Below are 18,931 nucleotides of genomic sequence, written 5' to 3' on the forward strand. Positions count from 1 at the left end.
GGGATGCAGGAGGTAGAGCGAAGCAGGATGCCCGAACCGAAAGCCCCTCCCACAAGTGCCCACAGGCCGACACACGCGATTGCCTCCAGTTTGCTGCGCGACAGCGCGGCGTCTGGACGACGGGAGATCTCCCACCAGTGCCTCGCCAGCATCGCAATAGCGGTCAAATTCGAACGTCCCCGCCGCTCCCGCGAGGTTTGCGTCGGGCTTGATCTTGTAGGAGCGGCCTAACCGCGAGCAGCCTAGGCCGATATTTCGTGGCGATTCATCAGGCACGCACCGCTAAACCAACCCGGCCACGTGTTCAGGCCTGGATATTCGACGCCGGATTGATCATGCGGCCCAGACCGAGGTTGCGCAGGGCCAGTTGCAGGGTGCTATGGACCATATGCGGGTTGTCGATGGTCATCACCTGGCCCAGCAGTTCCTTGGCCTTGCCCAGGCTGATCTGACGCAGCAGCCACTTGACCTTGGGCAGGTTGGTGGCGTTCATCGACAGGCTGTCGAAGCCCATGGCCATCAGCAGCACCGCCGCCGCCGGATCGCCGGCCATTTCGCCACAGATGCTCACCGGCTTGCCTTCGGCATGGGCGCCCTCGACCACCTTGCACAGCGCCTGCAACACGGCCGGATGGAGGAAGTCGTAGAGGTCGGCGACCCGCGGATTGTTGCGGTCCACCGCCAGCAGGTACTGGGTCAGGTCGTTGGAGCCGACCGAAAGGAAGTCGACCTGGCGCGCCAGCTCGCGCACCTGGTAGACCGCGGCGGGAATTTCGATCATCACCCCCACCGGCGGCATCGGGATGTCCACGCCCTCGTCGCGCACTTCGCCCCAGGCCCGGTGAATCAGGTGCAGCGCTTCTTCCAGCTCCTGAATCCCGGAAATCATCGGCAACAGGATGCGCAGGTTATCCAGGCCTTCGCTGGCCTTGAGCATGGCGCGGGTCTGCACCAGGAAGATCTCCGGGTGGTCGAGGGTCACGCGGATGCCGCGCCAGCCGAGGAAGGGGTTTTCTTCCTTGATCGGGAAGTAGCTCAGGGCCTTGTCGCCACCGACGTCCAGGCTGCGCATGGTCACCGGCAACGGGTGGAAGGCCTGCAACTGCTCACGATAGATGGCCAGTTGCTCCTTCTCGCTGGGGAAGCGCTCCTTGATCATGAACGGCACTTCGGTGCGGTACAGGCCCACGCCCTCGGCGCCGCGTTCCTGGGCGCGCTTGACATCGGCCAGCAGGCCGGTGTTGACCCACAGCGGCATGCGGTAACCATCCAGCGTCTCGCACGGCAGGGCGCGCAAGGCATCCAGGCCCTGGGTCAGCTGGCGCTCTTCCTCGACCACCTCGGCATACTGCTTGCGCAGCAGCTCGCTGGGGTTGGTGAACACCTCGCCGTGGTAGCCGTCGACGATCAGCTGGATGCCGTCGATCTTCGAGTAGGGCAGATCGACCACCCCCATCACCGTGGGAATGCCCATGGCGCGGGCGAAGATCGCCACATGCGAGTTACCCGAGCCCTGTACCGAAACCAGGCCAACCAGCTTGCCTTCGGGCACTTCACCGAGCATGGCCGGCGACAGTTCCTCGCTGACCAGGATGCAGTTATCGGGGTACACCAGGGTCTGCTGGCGCGCCTGCTGCAGATAGGCGAGCAGACGGCGGCCGAGATCCTTGACGTCGGAGGCGCGCTCACGCAGGTAGGCGTCGTCCATCAGCTCGAAGCGGTTGACGTGCTCGCCGATCACCTGGCGCAAGGCGCCCTGGGCCCACTGTCCGGTCTTGATGACCTTGACCACCTCGTTACCCAGGGCGGCGTCTTCCAGCATCATCAGGTAGACGTCGAACAGCGCGCGCTCTTCCGGGCGCAGCTGGGTGGCCATCTTCGCCGACAAGGCGCGCATGTCGGTGCGCACGCCTTCCAGGGCGGTGTTGAACAGCAGCAGCTCGGCGGCGATGTCCTCGACATGTTTGTCCGGCACCACTTCCAGGTCCGCGGCCGGCAACACCACCACGGCCGTGCCCACCGCCGCACCGGGCGAACCGGGCACGCCGATGAACTTGGCCTCCTGAATGCCCTTGCCCTGCTTGCCCAGGCCACGGATCGAACCGGTCGCCTCGGCGTGCGCGATAACCCCGGCGAGCTGGGCGCTCATGGTCACCAGGAAGGCTTCTTCGCCCTCGTCGAACTGGCGCCGCTCCTTTTGCTGGATCACCAGCACGCCCATCACCTTGCGGTGGTGGATGATCGGCGAGCCGAGGAAGGAGGCATAACGCTCCTCGCCGGTTTCGGCGAAGTAGCGGTAGCGCGGGTGTTCGGAGGCGTTCTCCAGATTGAGCGGCTCCTCGCGGGTGCCGACCAGGCCGACCAGGCCCTCGTTGGGCGCCATGCTGACCTTGCCGATGGAGCGCTTGTTCAGGCCATCGGTGGCCATCAGCACGAAACGGTTGCTCTCCGGGTCGAGCAGGTAGACCGAGCAGACCTGGCTGCCCATGGCCTCCTTGACCCGCTGCACGATGATGCCCAAGGCCGCCTTGAGATCCTTGGCAGCATTAACTTCCTGGACGATCTTGCGCAGCGTATTGAGCATGGTTCGGCTCTAGTCCGTATCAGTCCCGTGCCAGCAGGCGCGGAGCGAGTTCCTTGAGGGCGCGGCGATAGACTTCGCGCTTGAATGTGACCACCTGGCCCAACGGGTACCAGTAACTGACCCAACGCCAGCCATCGAACTCCGGTTTGCCGGTCAGGTCCATGCGCACCCGCTGTTCGTCCGAGGTCAGACGCAGCAGGAACCACTTCTGTTTCTGGCCGATGCACAGCGGTTGGCTGTGGGTGCGAACCAGGCGCTGGGGCAGACGATACCTCAACCAACCCCGGGTGCAGGCGAGAATTTTCACATCCTGCTGCTCCAGGCCGACTTCTTCGTTGAGTTCGCGGTACAGCGCTTCTTCCGGTGACTCATAGTCGTTGATCCCGCCTTGCGGGAACTGCCAGGCGTCCTGGTTTATCCGGCGCGCCCAGAGCACCTGGCCAACATCGTTGGTCAGAATAATGCCGACATTGGGGCGAAAACCATCAGGATCGATCACGGCGCACAACCTCGTAAACGCATGTTCCGGCATTGTTCCACAAAGGTCATAACAGCAGCAACGCGAGCACCCGAATGGGCAGGCCGGATAAAAGCCGTTATCCTGACCGCCCTTCTAGGTTTTGCTCAAAGGTGCTCTGTGCGTCTGGCTTTATTCGATCTCGACAACACCCTGCTCGGCGGCGACAGCGATCACGCCTGGGGCGATTACCTGTGCGCGCGCGGCATTCTCGATGGCACGGCCTACAAGGCGCGCAACGACCAGTTCTACCAAGACTACCTGGCCGGTCGGTTGGACATCCGCGACTACCTGAACTTCAGCCTGGCGATCCTCGGCCGCAGCGAGATGGCGCAACTCGAGCAGTGGCACCGCGAGTTCATGCGCGACTGCATCGAACCGATCATCCTGGCCAAGGGCGAAGCCCTGCTCGAGGAGCACCGCGCCGCCGGCGACAAGCTGCTGATCATCACCGCCACCAACCGCTTCGTCACCGCACCGATTGCCGCGCGCCTGGGCGTCGACACCCTGCTGGCCACCGAGTGCGAGATGGAAGGCGGCCGCTACACCGGGCGCACCACCGACGTGCCCTGCTTCAAGGAAGGCAAGGTCACCCGCCTCAACCGCTGGCTGGCGCAAAGCGGTTTCAGCCTGGCCGACAGCTGCTTCTACAGCGACTCGATGAACGACCTGGCGCTGCTGGAACAGGTCAGTCACCCGGTAGCCGTCGACCCCGACCCCAAGCTGCGCGGCGAAGCCGAGAAACGCGGCTGGCCGATTATTTCCCTGCGCTAGTAAAGCGCCTGTCCCTTGTAGGTTGCCCGTAGGATGGTGCGGGCGGCGATCCGTCGGGCCGCGTAGGATGAGCGCAGCGATACCCATCGAGCGATTTATACCTGCATCCGGTTGTCGTGGCTGAAATCCATGATGGGTTACGGCGCGGTTATTCTGCTGGTAACAGGACAATTTGTGGGCGCCTAACCCATCCTACGGTCCTGTATTCGGGGCCCCCAACAAAAACGCCGCCTGGTCAGGCGGCGTTTTTGTTGGCGCAGTTACTCAAGCCGGTTTGGCGCCCATCAGGCCCATGATCACCAGCAACAGCAGGACCATCAGCCCGGCATAGGCGGCGGTGAAACCCAGCAGGCGGCTGGAGGCCGGCGCCTCACCCAGCGCCTGCCAGGCGGCCAGGCGCCCGGCGAGCAACAGGCCGCAGAGCATCATCAGCGCGAACAGGATGCTGCCGAGCAGCAACCAGGTCTGCCCCAGGGGCCAGCCGACCATGTCCACCAGGCCCCAGCCACTGACCGGCAGGCTCAACGCCAGCAGCCCCAGCAGCGGCAGGCTGATCATCCGGGTACGCCGCAACTTGCGTTGCAGGATGGCCGCATCGCCGCCGCGCCGGGCCTTCCACAGCATGAAGACATGAGCCAGCACGCCGAGCAGCAGGAGGATGGCGGGCAGGCTGTGGGCGATGCGCAGTAACAGGTATGGATCCATAACGGTTGTGTTCTCTGTCGGATTAGCGACGCAGTAAGTCGTTGCGCAATGGCATGGGCCGAGCGGAGCTGAACGCAACCGCGCACGGCCGCCTAGATTGCGGTCCCGCCGACCAATCAGCCAAGAAAAAGTGTGTAAGCCGGATTGTCGCTCTCGTCCCAGTACGGATAGCCGATCGCGTCCAGCGCCGCCGCCACCAGATGGCGCTCGGCCTCCGGCACCTGCAGGCCGGCGACCACCCGGCCATCGGCGGCGCCATGGTTGCGGTAGTGGAACATCGAGATGTTCCAGCGCCCACCGAGCTTCTGCAGGAAGTTGAACAGGGCGCCCGGCCGCTCAGGGAACTCGAAACGGAACACCACCTCGTCGCGCACCCGCGCCGCATGGCCGCCGACCATATGGCGGATGTGCAGTTTGGCCAGTTCGTTATCGGTCAGGTCGACCACCGGGAAGCCCTGGCCACGCAGGCTCTCCACCAGGGCCGCGCGCGGGTCGCTTTCCGGGTGGGTCTGCACGCCGACGAAGATGTGCGCTTCCCTGTCGCTGTGGTAGCGGTAGTTGAACTCGGTGATCTGGCGCTTGCCGATCGCCTCGCAGAACGCCTTGAAGCTGCCCGGCTGCTCGGGAATGGTCACGGCGATGATCGCCTCGCGCTTCTCGCCCAGCTCGGCCCGCTCGGCGACATGCCGCAGGCGGTCGAAGTTGACGTTGGCGCCCGAGTCGATGCCGACCAGCACCTGGCCGCTGCAGCCTTCGCGCTCGACGTACTTCTTGATCCCGGCGACGCTCAGCGCGCCGGCTGGCTCGGTGATCGAGCGGGTGTCGTCGTAGATGTCCTTGATCGCCGCGCAGATCTCGTCGGTGCTGACAGTGATCACCTCGTCGACATAATCCTTGCAGACATCGAAGGTGTGCTGGCCGATCTGCGCCACCGCCACGCCGTCGGCGAACAGCCCGACCTGGCTCAGCACCACCCGTTCGCCGGCGGCCATGGCGGCCTGCAGGCAGTTGGAGTCGTCCGGCTCGACGCCGATGATGCGGATATCTGGGCGCAGGTATTTGACGTAGGCGGCGATCCCGGCGATCAGGCCGCCGCCGCCCACCGGGACGAAGATGGCGTCGAGCTGGCCGGGGTGCTGACGGAGGATCTCCATGGCCACCGTGCCCTGGCCGGCGATGGTGTGCGGGTCGTCATAGGGGTGGACATAGATGTAGCCCTTCTCTTCCACCAGCTTGAGCGAATAGGCCAGCGCCTCGGGGAAGCTGTCGCCGTGCAGCACCACCTTGCCGCCGCGCGAGCGCACACCCTGGACCTTGATCTCCGGGGTGGTCTTGGGCATCACGATGGTCGCCTTGACCCCCAGCACCTTGGCTGCCAGGGCCAGGCCCTGGGCATGGTTGCCGGCCGAGGCGGTGACCACCCCGCGCGCGCGCTCCTCGGCCGAGAGCTGCGCCAGCTTGTTGTAGGCGCCGCGAATCTTGAACGAGTACACCGGCTGCAGGTCTTCGCGCTTGAGCAGAATCTGGTTGCCCAGACGCTCGGACAGCTGGCTGGCGGCTTGCAGCGGGGTTTCCACCGCGACGTCGTAGACGCGCGAGGTGAGGATCATCTTGACGTACTGTTCGAGCATGGCGTTATCGCAGGCGGCTTTTCGAGGAATCAGCGAGTCTACCCCAGGGCTTGGCCGGGAAACCACCGAGAATGCAGGCGTGCGCCGCAGCTTCGTAGCTCGGATGAAATCCGGGGCGTCATTGCGATTTTTCCCGGATTGCATCCGGGCTAGCTGTTGCCTGTGCGCCCTACTGACACCCGGCAAGGTTTTACCGCGCTCACGCGCTATAATTCGCGCCTTCCGACTCCATTCCTCCAGGCGCAGAACCCGCGATGAACCAGGACCAACTCAAACAAGCAGTCGCCCAGGCGGCCGTCGACTTCATCCTCCCCCAGCTCGACGCCAAGAGTGTCGTCGGGGTCGGCACCGGCTCCACCGCCAACTGCTTTATCGATGCCCTGGCCCAGCACAAGGCCGAGTTCGACGGCGCCGTGGCCAGCTCCGAAGCCACTGCCGCGCGCCTGAAAGGCCACGGGATTCCGGTGTACGAGCTGAATACGGTCAGCGACCTGGAGTTCTATGTCGACGGCGCCGACGAAAGCGACGAGCACCTCAACCTGATCAAGGGCGGCGGCGCCGCGCTGACCCGCGAGAAGATAGTCGCCGCCGTGGCCAAGACCTTCATCTGCATCGCCGACGCCAGCAAGCTGGTGCCGGTGCTCGGCGCCTTCCCGCTGCCGGTGGAAGTGATCCCCATGGCGCGCAGCCACGTCGCCCGCGAACTGGTCAAGCTCGGCGGCGACCCGGTGTACCGCGAGGGCGTGATCACCGACAACGGCAACCAGATCCTCGACGTCTACAACCTGTCGATCGTCAACCCAGGCGAACTCGAAGCGCAGATCAACAATATCGTCGGCGTGGTCACCAACGGCCTGTTCGCCGCCCGCCCGGCGGATCGGCTGCTGCTCGGCACCGCCGACGGGGTGAAAACCCTGACCCGCTGAGCGCTGGCCGGATACACAATCGGAGCTAGGCTTGCTGGGGTAGTCCCCACGTTCAGGAGCTCCACATGGCCAGCAAATTCCACCTGAAGACAGCCAAGGACGGTCAGTTCCACTTCAACCTGCTCGCCGGCAACGGCGAGATCATCCTCACCAGCGAGCTGTACAAGAGCAAACCCTCGGCCCTCAACGGCATCGAGTCGGTGAAGAACAACGCGCAGCGCGAGGGCGCCTTCGAGGTCAAACCCGCGGCCGGCGGCAAGTTTCACTTCGTGCTCAAGGCCACCAATGGCCAGGTGGTCGGCCAGAGCCAGCTATATGCCAGCGAGGCCGGCTGCCAGAACGGCGTCGAGGCGGTGAAGAAAAATGCACCGACAGCGGCCCTGCACGACGACAGCTGAAGTACCGGCAGACGAAGGCCGGGTGATCACTCGGCTTTCTTCTTGAACAGGTAGAACAGATTCGGCTCGCTGATCAGATAGAGGTTGCCGTCATCGTCCATGGCCACCCCTTCCGCCTGCGGCACCGTGGTTTTCAACCCCTGCTGCCCGGCCAACAGCGACAGGCTGCTGATCGGCTTGCCGGCGACATTCAGCTCCAGCACCAGGCGCGACTCATCGGACAGCGCCAGCAGGTGCCCGGTGCGCCGGTCGAACTGCAGGCTCGACAGGTCGCGCACGAACAGCCCGGCGTCGCGCTTCCGGTCGTCGACCACATGCACGGCAAACGGCTGGTCCGGGTCGCCGTGCGGGAAGCCATGAATCTCGTAGATCCGCAGCGGATCGCGCTCCTTGGCGACGAACAGGCGCTGCCCGAGCGGGTCGTAAGCCAGGCCCTCGAAGCCCTTGTTGCCGCTCAGCTCGATGCCCAGCGACAGTTGCTCGGCGTTGGCCGCATCGATCTCGCGGGTGTCCTCGTCCAGGCGCACCTTGATCAGGCGCTGACGACGCTCGTCGGTGATCACGTAGAGGCCGCGACTGATGTATTCGACCGCCTCGGCATCGCCAAAACCGATCAGCCTGACCCGGCGCAGGACACGACCGTCCAGCGACAGCTCGACCAATTCCGAATTCTGGTTGGTGACGGTAAACAGGCTGCGCCGATCCGGGTCGTAGGTCAGCGCCGAGACATCGTCGTCCAGGCCGACGATCGGCTGCGCCTCGATCGCCACCCGGTAGTCCGTCAGCCAGATCGAGCTGTCCTGCCATTGCGCCAGATGGCGCCATTGCTGCGCATTGAACCAGGCACGCTCGAACAGGCGGTAGTCCTGGGCCAGCCAACCCAGCACCAGCAGCACCGCCAGCAACAGCCCCAGGGCCAAGTGTTTGCGGGTAACCATAGGGCGCATCGCGTTTCCACTCTCAGATTGCGCAACGCACAACCACGCCAGCCCGAAGCGAAAGCCTCGGGCTGGCGTGGTTGTGCGGGTCAGCCGCGCGTCGCGGCCGGTTTTCAGTTGATCAGCTCGACACTATCGACATCGATTTCGCGGCTGGTCAGGTCACGGTCGACCTCGCCGGTCAGTTTGACCATAGCCCTTTCGGAAACAGCCTGCGCCGGCCAATCCTCATCGTCGATTTCGACCTGGATGGTGCCGCTGGCATCCTTGAACTCGTAGAGTTCGTCTTGCAGACGCTTGACGATCTGGCCCTGCAGCACAACCGGGGTATCGTCGGCGGCGTCCAGCGCAGCAGCCACCGTGCTGACCTGGGTGATGGCGCCGGGGCCGGTATAACCTTCGGCCAAGACCGCGGCTGAGAACAGTGGGGCAAGCAGCAGTACAAGTATGGAACGCTTCATGGCGTGAACCTCTAATCGTTAAATGACCGGGTCAGATTAGAGGCTGAGACTGAAGCCAGGCTTAATCAGGGCTTAAGCCAAACTTAACCAGCGCACCCGCATGCAAGGTCGTCAGGCCACTCATTCGACCTGCGTGGGCAGCACCACCGGCGCGTCCTTGCTGAACACATAGAGCAGATTGGGTTCGCCGACTATGTAGATGTTGCCCGCCGCGTCCATGGTCACGCCTTCGGCCTGCTTGATGCTCCGATGCAAACCGTTGAGACCGCCGATCAGGCTGATAAAGCTGACCGGCCGGCCCTGGCCATCCAGCTCCAGCAGCAGACGCGACTCGTCGGAAAGCACCAGGGAGTGACCGGTGCGCGCATCGAAACTCAACGACGAGATATCGCGCACGAACGCGCGCTTCGAGGGCAAGGCCTGCAGCGTCCCGGCGGCGCCGTCTTCGCCGGCAAACGGCAAGCTGAACAGCCCGAGCGGGCCGCGTTCCTTGCCGAGCAGCAGGCGCTGGTTGAGTGAGTCCCAGGCGATCCCCTCGAAGCCCTTGTTGCCGGAATCGGCAAAGCCCAGATCGAACGACGGGTAGTCCCCGGCATCCAGGCTCCGCGTGTCGTCATCGACAGTGAGTACCGTCAGACTGCGCCGACGCTCATCGATGATCGCCAGGCGGCCGCCGGAGATGACCTCGACCCCCTCGGGATCGGAAAAGCCAGTGAGCGGAATGCGCCGCAGCACCTCGCCTGCCAACGACAACTCCACCAGTTGCGGATTTCTGCCGGTCACTGTGAACAGGGTGTCGCTGGCCGGGTTGTAGCTCAGCCCTGAGGTTTCGTCCCGCGCCAGGCCGGCCAGCGTCCTGCCCTGCACGACCACCCGATAGCCTGGCAACCAGATGCTCGCCTGCTGCTCGGCAACACTCAGCCGACCTTCCTTGAGCCAGAACCAGGCGCGCTCATCCAGGCGCAGAAAGTCGACCAGCAATGCCGTGGCGACGACCAGCAACAACAGCACCCACCGGCGCGGGGGCATGAAACGAAGGAACGGGACAGGCATCGGCCACGACTCGAGAAAACCATGGCCGTCAGACTAGCGGGCAAAGCTTAAGATTCGATTATCGACAGGGGCGCCTCCAGGCGCCCCGTACCTGACTGGCCGCTTACAGCACGCGGCTGGCGAAGCGCGAGTGACCGACCAGCTCCAGCACCAGTTCGTCGCCCTTGTGCAACGGCCCGACCCCGACCGGCGTGCCGGTGAGGATCACGTCGCCCGGCTGCAGGCTGAAGTGGCCGGCGATGTGCTGGATCATCGGCAGGATCGGGTTGAGCATGTCGCGGCTGTTGCCGTCCTGACGCACCTCGCCATTGATGCTCAGGCGGATGCCGATATCGCCCAGGTCTTCCAGCGCGTCGCCCGGCACGAAGGGCGCCAGCACGCAGGCGCCGTCGAAGGACTTGGCGATTTCCCAGGGATAGCCCTTGGCCTTGAGCTTGGCCTGCAGGTCGCGCAGGGTCAGGTCCAGCGCCGGGGCGAAGCCGGAAATGGCGTCGCGCACCTCCTCGGCATCCGGTGTGCGCGAAAGCGGCTTGCCGATCAGCACGGCGATTTCCGCCTCGTAGTGCACATCGCCGCGGTCGTCGGGAATGACAAACCCCTCGTCCAGCGCCACCACACAGCTGCCGGCCTTGATGAACAGCAGCGGCTCCGTGGGCACCGGATTGTTCAGCTCGGCGGCATGCTCGGCGTAGTTGCGGCCGATGCACACCACCTTGCCCATGGGGAAGTGGATATGGGTACCGTCGACATACTGGTGCTGATAACTCATCAGGGACTCCTAGGTTTCGGTAGGGTGTGCCGCGCGCACCGTCATTGCCCTGTGCGGGTTTTCTGGTGCGCACGGCCTGGGCGGCCCCACGCACCCTACGGGATCAGAGCGGGAAAATTTTTCCGGGATTCATGATGCCGTTCGGATCGAACACCGCCTTGATCGCCTTCATGTAGCCGATTTCCGCCTCGGAGCGGCTGTAATGCAGGTAATCGCGCTTGGTCATGCCGACGCCGTGCTCGGCGCTGATCGAGCCGTTGTATTTCTGCACGGTCTCGAACACCCACTGGTTGACCGTGGCGCACTTGGCGAAGAACTCGTCCTTGGACAGGTTTTCCGGCTTGAGGATATTCAGGTGCAGGTTGCCGTCGCCGATATGGCCGAACCAGACGATCTCGAACTCCGGATAGTGCTGAGTGACGATGGCGTCGATATCGTGGAGGAAGGCCGGCACCTGGCTGACGGTCACCGAGATGTCGTTCTTGTACGGCGTCCAGTGGCTGATGGTTTCCGAGATGTATTCGCGCAGCTTCCACAGGTTCTGCAGCTGCTGCTCGCTCTGGCTCATCACCCCGTCAAGCACCCAGCCCTGTTCGACGCAATGCTCGAAGGTGGCCAGGGCCGCTTCGGCCACCGCCTCGCTGGTCGCCTCGAATTCCAGCAGCGCATAGAACGGGCACTCGGTGTCGAACGGCGCCGGTACATCGCCGCGGGCCATGACCTTGGCCAGGGCCTTGTCGGAGAAGAACTCGAAGGCGGTCAGGTCCAGCTTGTTCTGGAAGGCGTGCAGCACCGGCATGATCGAATCGAAATCGGCCGCACCGAGGACCATGGCGGTGAGGTTCTGCGGCGCGCGGTCGAGGCGCATGGTGGCCTCGACCACGAAGCCGAGGGTGCCTTCGGCGCCGATGAACAGCTGGCGCAGGTCGTAGCCGGTGGCGTTCTTGATCAGATCCTTGTTCAGCTCCAGCAGCTCACCGGTGCCGGTGACCACCTTCAGGCCGGCCACCCAGTTGCGGGTCATGCCGTAGCGGATCACCTTGATCCCGCCGGCATTGGTGCCGATATTGCCGCCGATCTGGCTGGAGCCGCTGGAAGCGAAATCCACCGGGTAGTACAGCCCCTGCTCTTCGGCGAACAGCTGCAGCTGCTTGGTCACCACGCCGGGCTGGCAGACCGCGGTACGGTCGAACTCGTTGAAGGCGAGAATCTGGTTCATGTAGTCGAAGGCCACCACCACTTCGCCGTTGGCCGCAACTGCCGCGGCCGACAGCCCGGTGCGCCCGCCCGACGGCACCAGCGCGACCTTGTGCTGGTTGGCCCAACGGACGATGGCCTGGACCTGCTCGATGCTCTTGGGAAAGACGATGGCGCAAGGGGCCGGAGCGAAATGCTTGGTCCAATCCTTGCCGTAGGCGTTGAGGGAATCGGCGTCGGTCAGCACTTTTCCGGGTTCGACCAGGGTCTTCAGCTCTTCGATCAGGACGGCAGTAGTCATCAAGTGAACTCTCAAACAATTCATGGTCGCCCTGAGAACCATTCAGGTCGCAACCGAGCATGGAAAAAGGAGATCATGCTAGCATACGCATCCCGCGAATCGTGCCTCCCGCACCGATTTGCCGGGTTCGGTCAGCGCTGTCGCTGACGCCCCTCCTGACACTATTTTGTGGGACAACAGGTACTCCGATGAGCAAGACCTCTCTCGACAAGAGCAAGATCAAGTTCCTTCTTCTCGAAGGCGTCCACCAGAATGCCGTGGACACCCTGAAGGCTGCCGGCTACAGCAACATCGAGTACCACAAGGGCGCACTGTCCGACGACGAACTGAAAGAAAAGATCGCCGACGCGCACTTCATCGGTATTCGCTCGCGCACCCGGCTAACCGCCGAAATCTTCGACTGCGCGAGCAAGCTGGTAGCGGTTGGCTGTTTCTGCATCGGCACCAACCAGGTCGACCTCGACGCGGCTCGTGAACGCGGCATCGCGGTATTCAACGCGCCTTACTCGAACACCCGCTCGGTGGCCGAGCTGGTGCTGGCCCAGGCCATCCTGCTGCTGCGCGGCATCCCCGAGAAGAACGCCTCCTGTCACCGCGGCGGCTGGATCAAGAGCGCGGCCAACTCCTTCGAGATCCGCGGCAAGAAGCTGGGCATCGTCGGCTACGGCTCGATCGGCACCCAGCTTTCGGTACTGGCCGAAGCCCTGGGCATGCAGGTGTTCTTCTACGACACCGTGACCAAGCTGCCGCTGGGCAACGCCACCCAGATCGCCAAGCTGCATGACCTGCTGGGCCTGTGCGACATCGTCTCGCTGCACGTGCCGGAGCTGCCATCCACCCAGTGGATGATCGGCGAGCAGGAAATCCGCGCGATGAAGAAGGGCGGCATCCTGATCAACGCCGCCCGCGGCACCGTGGTCGAGCTGGAGCATCTGGCCCAGGCGATCAAGGACGAGCACCTGATCGGCGCGGCCATCGACGTGTTCCCGGTCGAGCCGAAGTCCAACGACGAGGAATTCGAGAGCCCGCTGCGCGGCCTGGACCGGGTGATCCTGACCCCGCACATCGGCGGTTCGACTGCCGAGGCGCAGGCCAACATCGGCCTGGAAGTGGCGGAAAAGCTGGTCAAGTACAGCGACAACGGCACCTCGGTGTCCTCGGTCAACTTCCCCGAAGTCGCCCTGCCGGCGCACCCGGGCAAGCACCGCCTGCTGCACATCCACCAGAACGTGCCGGGCGTGATGAGCGAGATCAACAAGGTGTTCGCCGAAAACGCCATCAACATCTCCGGCCAGTTCCTGCAGACCAACGACAAGGTCGGCTATGTGGTGATCGACGTCGACGCCGAGTACTCCGACCTGGCGCTGGAAAAACTGCAACACGTCAACGGCACCATCCGCAGCCGCGTGCTGTTCTAAGCATTGCCGCGATGCAAAAAAGGGAAGCTTCGGCTTCCCTTTTTCATGTGCGATACCGCGACCCTGTGGGAGGCGCTTTAGCGGCGATCGCCTGCTGGCGCGGCTAAAGCGGAGCGCCGCCCGGCCCCTCCCACAAGGCTTCCAACTCGCGCAGCGCCGCCTCGGCGGCGGCCAGCTCCTCCTCGCTGAACACCCGCACCCCGGCACGCCTGAGCGCGGCGGCGGTCACCCCCTCGCCGGCGACTTTCACCCCGCCGAAGCTGCCGTCGTAGTTCTCGCGGTTGCCGCACGACGGGCTGCGCGCCTTGAGCAGGGCCAGGCGGATGCCGTGCTGGCGGACCAGAGCCAGGGCCTGCTCGGCACCGGCGACGAAGGCCGCCGTGACATCCTCGCCCTCGATAGTCAGTACCGGCAGCCGGCCGTCGAGCACTTGCGCGCCCTGGCCCGAGGGGATTTCCGCCGCCGGCCGTGGCGTCGGCAGACCGCCGGCGACTTCCGGGCAGAGCGCCACCACCCGGCCCTCGGTCTGCCAGCGCCGGAGCAGATCGAAGGGGCCGTGGGCGCCGCCGTCATAGCGCACGGCATGGCCGAGCAGGCAGCGACTGACCAGTATCTTCTGCATAGAGCCTCCCGGGGCTTGACCACCTTTGACAGGTTTCGTGCTGCGTAAAGCAAACGCCCGAGCCTGATCCACCGGCGACTTCGACCTCACCGCCAATCGTGGCCAAGGGCACGCTCCCCGTAGATCCTGTGTTTATTTGCAAGACCTGCGACCTCGCAGGGTGGATCGGGGCGCGTAGCGGACGCTTACCCATCCACCCACTGCGCTGGAGGATGAAAAAGGCGTCATCCACCCTACACGCCTGTGGGAGGCCCGACCTCGGGGCGAGCTTTTAACCGGTGCTCGCCAGGCGATAGCTAGGCAGCCCTGCGGGCTGCATTCGCCGCGGGGGCGCGCCTCCCACAAGTTGCGCGGCATGCCCCCGGGTGCCGGCCTAAACCACCCCGTCGCCGCGGCGCCGGAACCAGCCGGTCAGCGACAAGCGCTCGCGGCTGGCCGGCAACACCTCATGGGGCATGTCGGCGGAAAGGAACACCAGCAGGTTGCCGGCCTGCGGCTGTACATCGCGCGTCGTCTCGTCCGCCAGGTACAGGCGCAGGGCGCCGCCCTGCTCGGGCTGCCAATCGGGGTTGAGGTAGAACACGGCCGACACCGCGCGGCGGTCGTCATCGCGGAAGCGATCGACATGTTTCTGATAGAAGGCGCCGGGCGGATACAGGGCGAAGTGGCACTCGAAATCTTCCAGGCCCAGGTAGAGCTCACGGTTGAGCGCCTGACGCAGCCCGTCCAGCAGCGCCAGATACTGGTCGCAAGCAGGCGACAAACCGGCATCCAGCCATTGAATATGGTCGCCACGCACCCCTTCGCGCACCTCCTGGCCAGCGCCACGACCGATGCTGGCCGGGGTCAGATCACCCTGCGCGGCACGTTTGCGGCACTCATCGACCAGTTCGAGGGTCAGAGCTTGAGGTGCGAACAGCGGTTGCAGCGACCAGCCTTGTTCGGCCAGGTCGTCGACGATGCGCGCTAACAGTGCGGAATCAGTTGAAATAGTCATGCCGGCGATTCTATCAGCCCGCGGTCTATGCCTCGACAAGCTCCGTCAAGCCATCGAAAATAGTCGCCCGCTAGACCGGAGTCCGTATGCGCGCCTTATTCATGGTTTTCCTGTTGTTCCTCAGCCTGCCGAGCCTGGCGGATGCGCAAATTCAGCTCTATCAGGCAGCAGGCTGGCCGCAACAACGCGCGCATTTCAACGATGCCCTGAGCGCCGCCCAGGCGCGCTATCGCAGCAGCCTGCCGCCAGCGGTGTATGAGGCGCTGGTGAACAACAGCAACCAGCGCTTTGCCCCGCTGGCGATCGATCAACGCGCCCAGCAGAGCCTGCGGCAAAACCTCGTCGACCCGCAGCCCGCCCTGCAGTTTTTCCAGTCGGAACTGGGGCGCAAGATCATCGCCGCCGAACTGCTCGCCACCCGCAAAGATCAATTGGCCCGGTACGCCGATGGCTTGCCGCGTATCGAGGCCAGCGCCACCCGCCGCCTGCTGATCCGTCACCTGGCCCAGGCGCTGCCGGCCAAGGAGGCTGGCGCCGAGGTCAGCCTGGCCCTGGCCGGCGTCGCAGCCGACAGCCTGAGCCAGATGCTCCCCGGCCTGTTCGGCGGCGATAGCGCGCAAACCTTGCTCAACACCCAGCGTCAGCGCCTGATGGAACAGATCGGTGCGGACCTGGACAACACCCTGCTGCACGTCTACCGCGACCTGTCCGACCCGGAGCTGGATGAATTCGTCGGCTTCGCCCAGTCGGCACAAGGCCAGGCCTACTACCAGGCGGCCCTGGCGGCAATCCGCGCCGGCCTGGCAGTCGGCCAGAGCAGCGCCAACCTGGCACCGCCACCGCAGGGAATCTGACGGGATCTCGCGCGGCGAGCCAACCGATCAGGCCAGGCGCTCGCGGAGAAAATCGAAATAGAGTTGACGCAGGTCCGGCGATTCGTTGGCCAGGTGATGGCGCGCCTCGGCCAGGCGCAAGATCTCCGGCGCGGCGAACTTGTCCTGCAATAGCTCCAGGTTGTGCGGCCAGTCCACAGTCATGTCCGCTTCGCCCTGGATGATCAACGGGCTGCGCGCGCTGCGCGACGCACCCTCGATCCGCGGCACCCATTGACTCAGTGCGCCGACCCAGGCGGTTGGCAGGCTGCGCGCCTGCAACGGATCGCGGTTGTGCACGAAGTCGATAAACTCGGGGTCGCTCGAGTTGTCGCTGAAGCGCCGTGGAATCTCACTGACAAAGGGCTTCAACAGGCGATAGCTCAGCTGCGACCAGGCCCAGGCCCGCGGCCGCACCAGCGGCGCCAACAGAATCGTCTCGCCCACCTCGGGTGCGGGCGTGCCGGTCAACAGGTAGTCGATCAGGATGGCGCCGCCGGTGCTTTGCCCGCACAGGTGCCAGGGCTGCGGCAAATCGAGTGCGGCGGCCTGCTCCAGCGCGCCCTGCAGCACCAGCTGATACTCGGCGAAGTCGTCGATGCTGGCACGCGCACCGCTGGACAGGCCGTGGCCCGGCAGGTCGACCGCCAGCACGGCAAAGCCCAGGCCGAGCGCCCATTCGATCACATGGCGATACAGGCCGCTGTGGTCGTAATAACCATGCAGCAACAGCAAGGTCGCCCGTGGCGCCTGCGGCCACCAGACTTGGGCGACAATCCGGTAAGCGCCGACCTGGAAATAGCCGAGCAGACTGCCCTCGGTCGGCAACTGCGCGAAACCGTAAAAGCGCCGGTACGCCTGCTCATGCGGCAGTGCCGTCGTCGCGGCGGCCAGGGGGCGCAGATTGGCGAGCAGATCTGCGGGCTGAAAACGTTCTGACATAAAGCTTTCCATCAATCAGGCGGACTTCCCGTGCGGCCGGTCAAACAACGTTGGTATCGCGCAGGACCTACTCGCGACGCAGCACGCCGTCTTCCAGCAACCGGCGGTTGGTTAAAGATATTCTGCTGCCAGACAAGGCATGGCAAGCTACGCATCCTTTCATCGACCGATAGTGCCATGCCCCGCCCCAGCCGCAAGACCCTGCTCGTCAGCTGCATCGCGCTGATCTGGATAGCCGCCATGCTCGCCGCCTTCTGGTGGTTCGAGGCGCGCTACCTGCGCAGCTTCGACCAGCAGGCCGCGCTGTTCGCCGGCGCTGAACTGCGCCTGCCCGCCGAACTGGCCGGCCCCGGGCCGATTCGCCTGGTGCATTTCTGGGACCCGGCCTGCCCGTGCAACATCGGCAACCAGCAACACCTGGCCGAACTGATCGAGCACTTCGCTCCCCTCGGCGTGAGCTTCCATGCCGTGCAGAAGCCCGGCAGCAAGGGCCGGCTACCGGCCACCCTGAGCGCCATACAGACTATCACCTCGCTCCCCGGCAGCGCCGACATACCGGCCAGCCCGGCGGTGGCGATCTGGGACCAGCAGGGCCAACTGGCCTATTTCGGCCCCTACAGCGAAGGCCTCACCTGTAACTCGAGCAACAGTTTCATCGAGCCGATCCTCGAAGCCCTGAACGCCGGACGCCCGGTCAACGCCAGCAACACCATGGCGGTGGGCTGCTTCTGCCAGTGGCCAACGGAGCCAGCCGACTGACTCCGGGCATTCAGGGGCAGCCCGGCTCAACTCCGCGCCATGGCCTGCCCCGGATTGCCGAAGGCCAGCGGCCCGGATTTCCAAGCGTAAAGACGCCGACCGGGTTGAATCATGGGCCAGTGAAGGGCTTTAATCGAAGCGCAGTCGGGGCTCCAACAGAGGCCATATCGCGGCCAAGCCCCGAATATCCCAAATTCACCCAGGGCCGCCGCACCAGCAAGGAGCCTCCATGCACGACCTCAAGTGGTCCGCCGCCGAGAAGAAACTCGCGCACCACGTATTCGAGGCGGCGCTCACAACCGAACTGGCCGAGATCATGGCCGACTTCAAGGCAAGAGCCGCCGCCATCACGCAGCCGCAGGAGATCTGGCCGCTCCAGGAATACCTGGCGCGCAAGCAACGCGAGATCGACCGCAAATACGACTATCGCTACTCGCAGTTGCTCTTCGTGTTCGGTCAGCTGATTCGTGAAGAACGCGTCCAGGAGGCGCAGCTGGCGGGCTTGTCGGAAGAGAAGCTTGGCTACATTCGGCGCAGCGCCTCGCTCTGAGGCCAAGGCGATGCAGGCTGGCTCATGGACAATAGGGACAGGCCACTATCAACTATGCAGGACCGACTAATGAGCAGAATCGGGAACCACGATACCGATGCTGCTAAGCGTCAGGTTGGGGTCGACTGCTACCGGTCGTGACGGGCCGGAGTCGGCCCAGACTGTGTAAAAATCTATGGTCACCCCCACTTTTGCAATACTGATCAGCGATGAGCGTTAGGCTTGCCTAAATCTATCCGGCGTCTTGGTGGAGCAAGCTCCGCGCCTCGATGAGAGTCGCGCCTGAGGATCCTGAAAACGTTGGCGGCTTCGAAAGCCAGTTTTTACATCAGGTTCTTCATCAGGCCGGTGGGCCGTTCACGTCATCGTCTATTCAGCTATCGCAAAACCGGAAAAGGTCGTCGTGGTACTGCTCAGTCAGTAGGGTCAGGCGGTCAAGCCGTTTGGCTCGGCTTCATATCGAGTGTGCTTAACGGCAATCGCCCAGGCAATGCGGGCCAGTTTGTTCGCCAGGGCG

At 64.3% G+C, this 18,931-nt stretch carries 19 protein-coding genes; 7 read left to right on the plus strand and 12 right to left on the minus strand.

Annotated elements, in window-relative coordinates; translation table 11 throughout:
* Nucleotides 1-304: 304 nt before the first annotated feature.
* Nucleotides 305-2,584: a phosphoenolpyruvate--protein phosphotransferase gene (gene ptsP, locus BM315_RS14105; RefSeq protein WP_090502015.1), complete on the minus strand. Its 2,280-nt coding sequence runs from the start codon at nt 2,582-2,584 to the stop codon at nt 305-307.
* A 19-nt stretch (nt 2,585-2,603) separates the two neighbouring features.
* The gene (locus BM315_RS14110; protein WP_079203695.1) at nt 2,604-3,083 is read right to left on the minus strand and encodes an RNA pyrophosphohydrolase; all 480 of its coding nucleotides are present in this window, start codon (nt 3,081-3,083) and stop codon (nt 2,604-2,606) included.
* 138 nt (nt 3,084-3,221) lie between these two features.
* Here BM315_RS14110 and BM315_RS14115 point away from each other — a divergent pair, with 138 nt between their 5' ends.
* On the plus strand, nt 3,222-3,875 hold the full coding sequence (locus BM315_RS14115; RefSeq protein ID WP_090502018.1) for a histidinol-phosphatase: 654 nt from the start codon (nt 3,222-3,224) through the stop codon (nt 3,873-3,875).
* Nucleotides 3,876-4,139: 264 nt separating this feature from the next.
* On the opposite strand, the gene BM315_RS14120 is transcribed toward BM315_RS14115, so the two are convergent.
* Nucleotides 4,140-4,580: a DUF2269 family protein gene (locus BM315_RS14120; RefSeq protein WP_090502020.1), complete on the minus strand. Its 441-nt coding sequence runs from the start codon at nt 4,578-4,580 to the stop codon at nt 4,140-4,142.
* Nucleotides 4,581-4,696: 116 nt separating this feature from the next.
* Nucleotides 4,697-6,211, minus strand: coding sequence for a threonine ammonia-lyase, biosynthetic (ilvA, locus tag BM315_RS14125; RefSeq protein WP_244527305.1), 1,515 nt, complete (start codon nt 6,209-6,211; stop codon nt 4,697-4,699).
* Nucleotides 6,212-6,465: 254 nt separating this feature from the next.
* Here ilvA and rpiA point away from each other — a divergent pair, with 254 nt between their 5' ends.
* Both rpiA and BM315_RS14135 read left to right on the plus strand, forming a co-directional pair.
* Nucleotides 6,466-7,137 (plus strand): ribose-5-phosphate isomerase RpiA, encoded by a 672-nt coding sequence (gene rpiA / locus BM315_RS14130; RefSeq protein ID WP_090502024.1) that lies wholly within the window; start codon nt 6,466-6,468, stop codon nt 7,135-7,137.
* A 65-nt stretch (nt 7,138-7,202) separates the two neighbouring features.
* Nucleotides 7,203-7,535: a YegP family protein gene (locus BM315_RS14135; RefSeq protein WP_090502026.1), complete on the plus strand. Its 333-nt coding sequence runs from the start codon at nt 7,203-7,205 to the stop codon at nt 7,533-7,535.
* Between the two features lie 26 nt (nt 7,536-7,561).
* On the opposite strand, the gene BM315_RS14140 is transcribed toward BM315_RS14135, so the two are convergent.
* From BM315_RS14140 to BM315_RS14160, 5 genes are all read right to left on the minus strand, one after another.
* A complete protein-coding gene (locus BM315_RS14140) occupies nt 7,562-8,482 on the minus strand; it encodes an SdiA-regulated domain-containing protein (RefSeq protein WP_090502028.1) in 921 nt (306 codons plus the stop codon).
* 104 nt (nt 8,483-8,586) lie between these two features.
* On the minus strand, nt 8,587-8,934 hold the full coding sequence (locus tag BM315_RS14145) for a NirD/YgiW/YdeI family stress tolerance protein (protein WP_090502031.1): 348 nt from the start codon (nt 8,932-8,934) through the stop codon (nt 8,587-8,589).
* Nucleotides 8,935-9,054: 120 nt separating this feature from the next.
* A complete protein-coding gene (locus BM315_RS14150; protein ID WP_090502033.1) occupies nt 9,055-9,987 on the minus strand; it encodes an SdiA-regulated domain-containing protein in 933 nt (310 codons plus the stop codon).
* 103 nt (nt 9,988-10,090) lie between these two features.
* Complete coding sequence (locus BM315_RS14155) at nt 10,091-10,756, minus strand: fumarylacetoacetate hydrolase family protein (protein WP_090502036.1); 666 nt, start codon at nt 10,754-10,756, stop codon at nt 10,091-10,093.
* A gap of 103 nt (nt 10,757-10,859) precedes the next feature.
* Nucleotides 10,860-12,254: an FAD-binding oxidoreductase gene (locus tag BM315_RS14160; RefSeq protein ID WP_090502038.1), complete on the minus strand. Its 1,395-nt coding sequence runs from the start codon at nt 12,252-12,254 to the stop codon at nt 10,860-10,862.
* Between the two features lie 188 nt (nt 12,255-12,442).
* On the opposite strand from BM315_RS14160, the gene serA reads away from it, so the two are divergent.
* Entirely contained in the window at nt 12,443-13,672 is a 1,230-nt protein-coding gene (serA, locus tag BM315_RS14165) for a phosphoglycerate dehydrogenase (protein ID WP_090502040.1), read from the plus strand.
* A gap of 103 nt (nt 13,673-13,775) precedes the next feature.
* Here serA and BM315_RS14170 read toward each other — a convergent pair whose 3' ends face one another.
* Nucleotides 13,776-14,294, minus strand: coding sequence for a 2-thiouracil desulfurase family protein (locus BM315_RS14170; protein ID WP_090502043.1), 519 nt, complete (start codon nt 14,292-14,294; stop codon nt 13,776-13,778).
* Between the two features lie 373 nt (nt 14,295-14,667).
* Entirely contained in the window at nt 14,668-15,291 is a 624-nt protein-coding gene (locus BM315_RS14175; protein WP_170862221.1) for a 2OG-Fe(II) oxygenase, read from the minus strand.
* 86 nt (nt 15,292-15,377) lie between these two features.
* On the opposite strand from BM315_RS14175, the gene BM315_RS14180 reads away from it, so the two are divergent.
* Nucleotides 15,378-16,145 carry a hypothetical protein gene (locus tag BM315_RS14180; RefSeq protein ID WP_090502045.1) on the plus strand — a complete coding sequence of 256 codons (768 nt, stop codon included), beginning with the start codon at nt 15,378-15,380 and terminating at the stop codon, nt 16,143-16,145.
* Between the two features lie 27 nt (nt 16,146-16,172).
* On the opposite strand, the gene bipL is transcribed toward BM315_RS14180, so the two are convergent.
* Nucleotides 16,173-17,105, minus strand: coding sequence for a phospholipase BipL (gene bipL / locus BM315_RS14185; protein WP_090502047.1), 933 nt, complete (start codon nt 17,103-17,105; stop codon nt 16,173-16,175).
* Nucleotides 17,106-17,282: 177 nt separating this feature from the next.
* On the opposite strand from bipL, the gene BM315_RS14190 reads away from it, so the two are divergent.
* Nucleotides 17,283-17,864 carry a DUF6436 domain-containing protein gene (locus tag BM315_RS14190; protein WP_090502050.1) on the plus strand — a complete coding sequence of 194 codons (582 nt, stop codon included), beginning with the start codon at nt 17,283-17,285 and terminating at the stop codon, nt 17,862-17,864.
* A 229-nt stretch (nt 17,865-18,093) separates the two neighbouring features.
* Nucleotides 18,094-18,414 carry a hypothetical protein gene (locus BM315_RS14195; protein WP_090502053.1) on the plus strand — a complete coding sequence of 107 codons (321 nt, stop codon included), beginning with the start codon at nt 18,094-18,096 and terminating at the stop codon, nt 18,412-18,414.
* Nucleotides 18,415-18,931 lie beyond the last annotated feature (517 nt).

The organism is Pseudomonas borbori (assembly GCF_900115555.1).
Lineage (GTDB): Bacteria > Pseudomonadota > Gammaproteobacteria > Pseudomonadales > Pseudomonadaceae > Aquipseudomonas > Aquipseudomonas borbori.

Excerpts from the sequence above, each read along its gene's own strand:
- BM315_RS14160 (WP_090502038.1), bottom strand. The coding sequence starts at position 12,254 with ATGACTACTGCCGTCCTGATCGAAGAGCTGAAGACCCTGGTCGAACCC.
- BM315_RS14120 (WP_090502020.1), bottom strand. The coding sequence starts at position 4,580 with ATGGATCCATACCTGTTACTGCGCATCGCCCACAGCCTGCCCGCCATC.
- BM315_RS14155 (WP_090502036.1), bottom strand. The coding sequence starts at position 10,756 with ATGAGTTATCAGCACCAGTATGTCGACGGTACCCATATCCACTTCCCC.
- BM315_RS14175 (WP_170862221.1), bottom strand. The coding sequence starts at position 15,291 with ATGACTATTTCAACTGATTCCGCACTGTTAGCGCGCATCGTCGACGAC.
- bipL (WP_090502047.1), bottom strand. The coding sequence starts at position 17,105 with ATGTCAGAACGTTTTCAGCCCGCAGATCTGCTCGCCAATCTGCGCCCC.
- BM315_RS14140 (WP_090502028.1), bottom strand. The coding sequence starts at position 8,482 with ATGCGCCCTATGGTTACCCGCAAACACTTGGCCCTGGGGCTGTTGCTG.
- BM315_RS14195 (WP_090502053.1), top strand. The coding sequence starts at position 18,094 with ATGCACGACCTCAAGTGGTCCGCCGCCGAGAAGAAACTCGCGCACCAC.
- ilvA (WP_244527305.1), bottom strand. The coding sequence starts at position 6,211 with ATGCTCGAACAGTACGTCAAGATGATCCTCACCTCGCGCGTCTACGAC.
- BM315_RS14170 (WP_090502043.1), bottom strand. The coding sequence starts at position 14,294 with ATGCAGAAGATACTGGTCAGTCGCTGCCTGCTCGGCCATGCCGTGCGC.
- ptsP (WP_090502015.1), bottom strand. The coding sequence starts at position 2,584 with ATGCTCAATACGCTGCGCAAGATCGTCCAGGAAGTTAATGCTGCCAAG.
- serA (WP_090502040.1), top strand. The coding sequence starts at position 12,443 with ATGAGCAAGACCTCTCTCGACAAGAGCAAGATCAAGTTCCTTCTTCTC.
- BM315_RS14180 (WP_090502045.1), top strand. The coding sequence starts at position 15,378 with ATGCGCGCCTTATTCATGGTTTTCCTGTTGTTCCTCAGCCTGCCGAGC.
- BM315_RS14145 (WP_090502031.1), bottom strand. The coding sequence starts at position 8,934 with ATGAAGCGTTCCATACTTGTACTGCTGCTTGCCCCACTGTTCTCAGCC.
- rpiA (WP_090502024.1), top strand. The coding sequence starts at position 6,466 with ATGAACCAGGACCAACTCAAACAAGCAGTCGCCCAGGCGGCCGTCGAC.
- BM315_RS14135 (WP_090502026.1), top strand. The coding sequence starts at position 7,203 with ATGGCCAGCAAATTCCACCTGAAGACAGCCAAGGACGGTCAGTTCCAC.
- BM315_RS14150 (WP_090502033.1), bottom strand. The coding sequence starts at position 9,987 with ATGCCTGTCCCGTTCCTTCGTTTCATGCCCCCGCGCCGGTGGGTGCTG.
- BM315_RS14190 (WP_090502050.1), top strand. The coding sequence starts at position 17,283 with ATGCCCCGCCCCAGCCGCAAGACCCTGCTCGTCAGCTGCATCGCGCTG.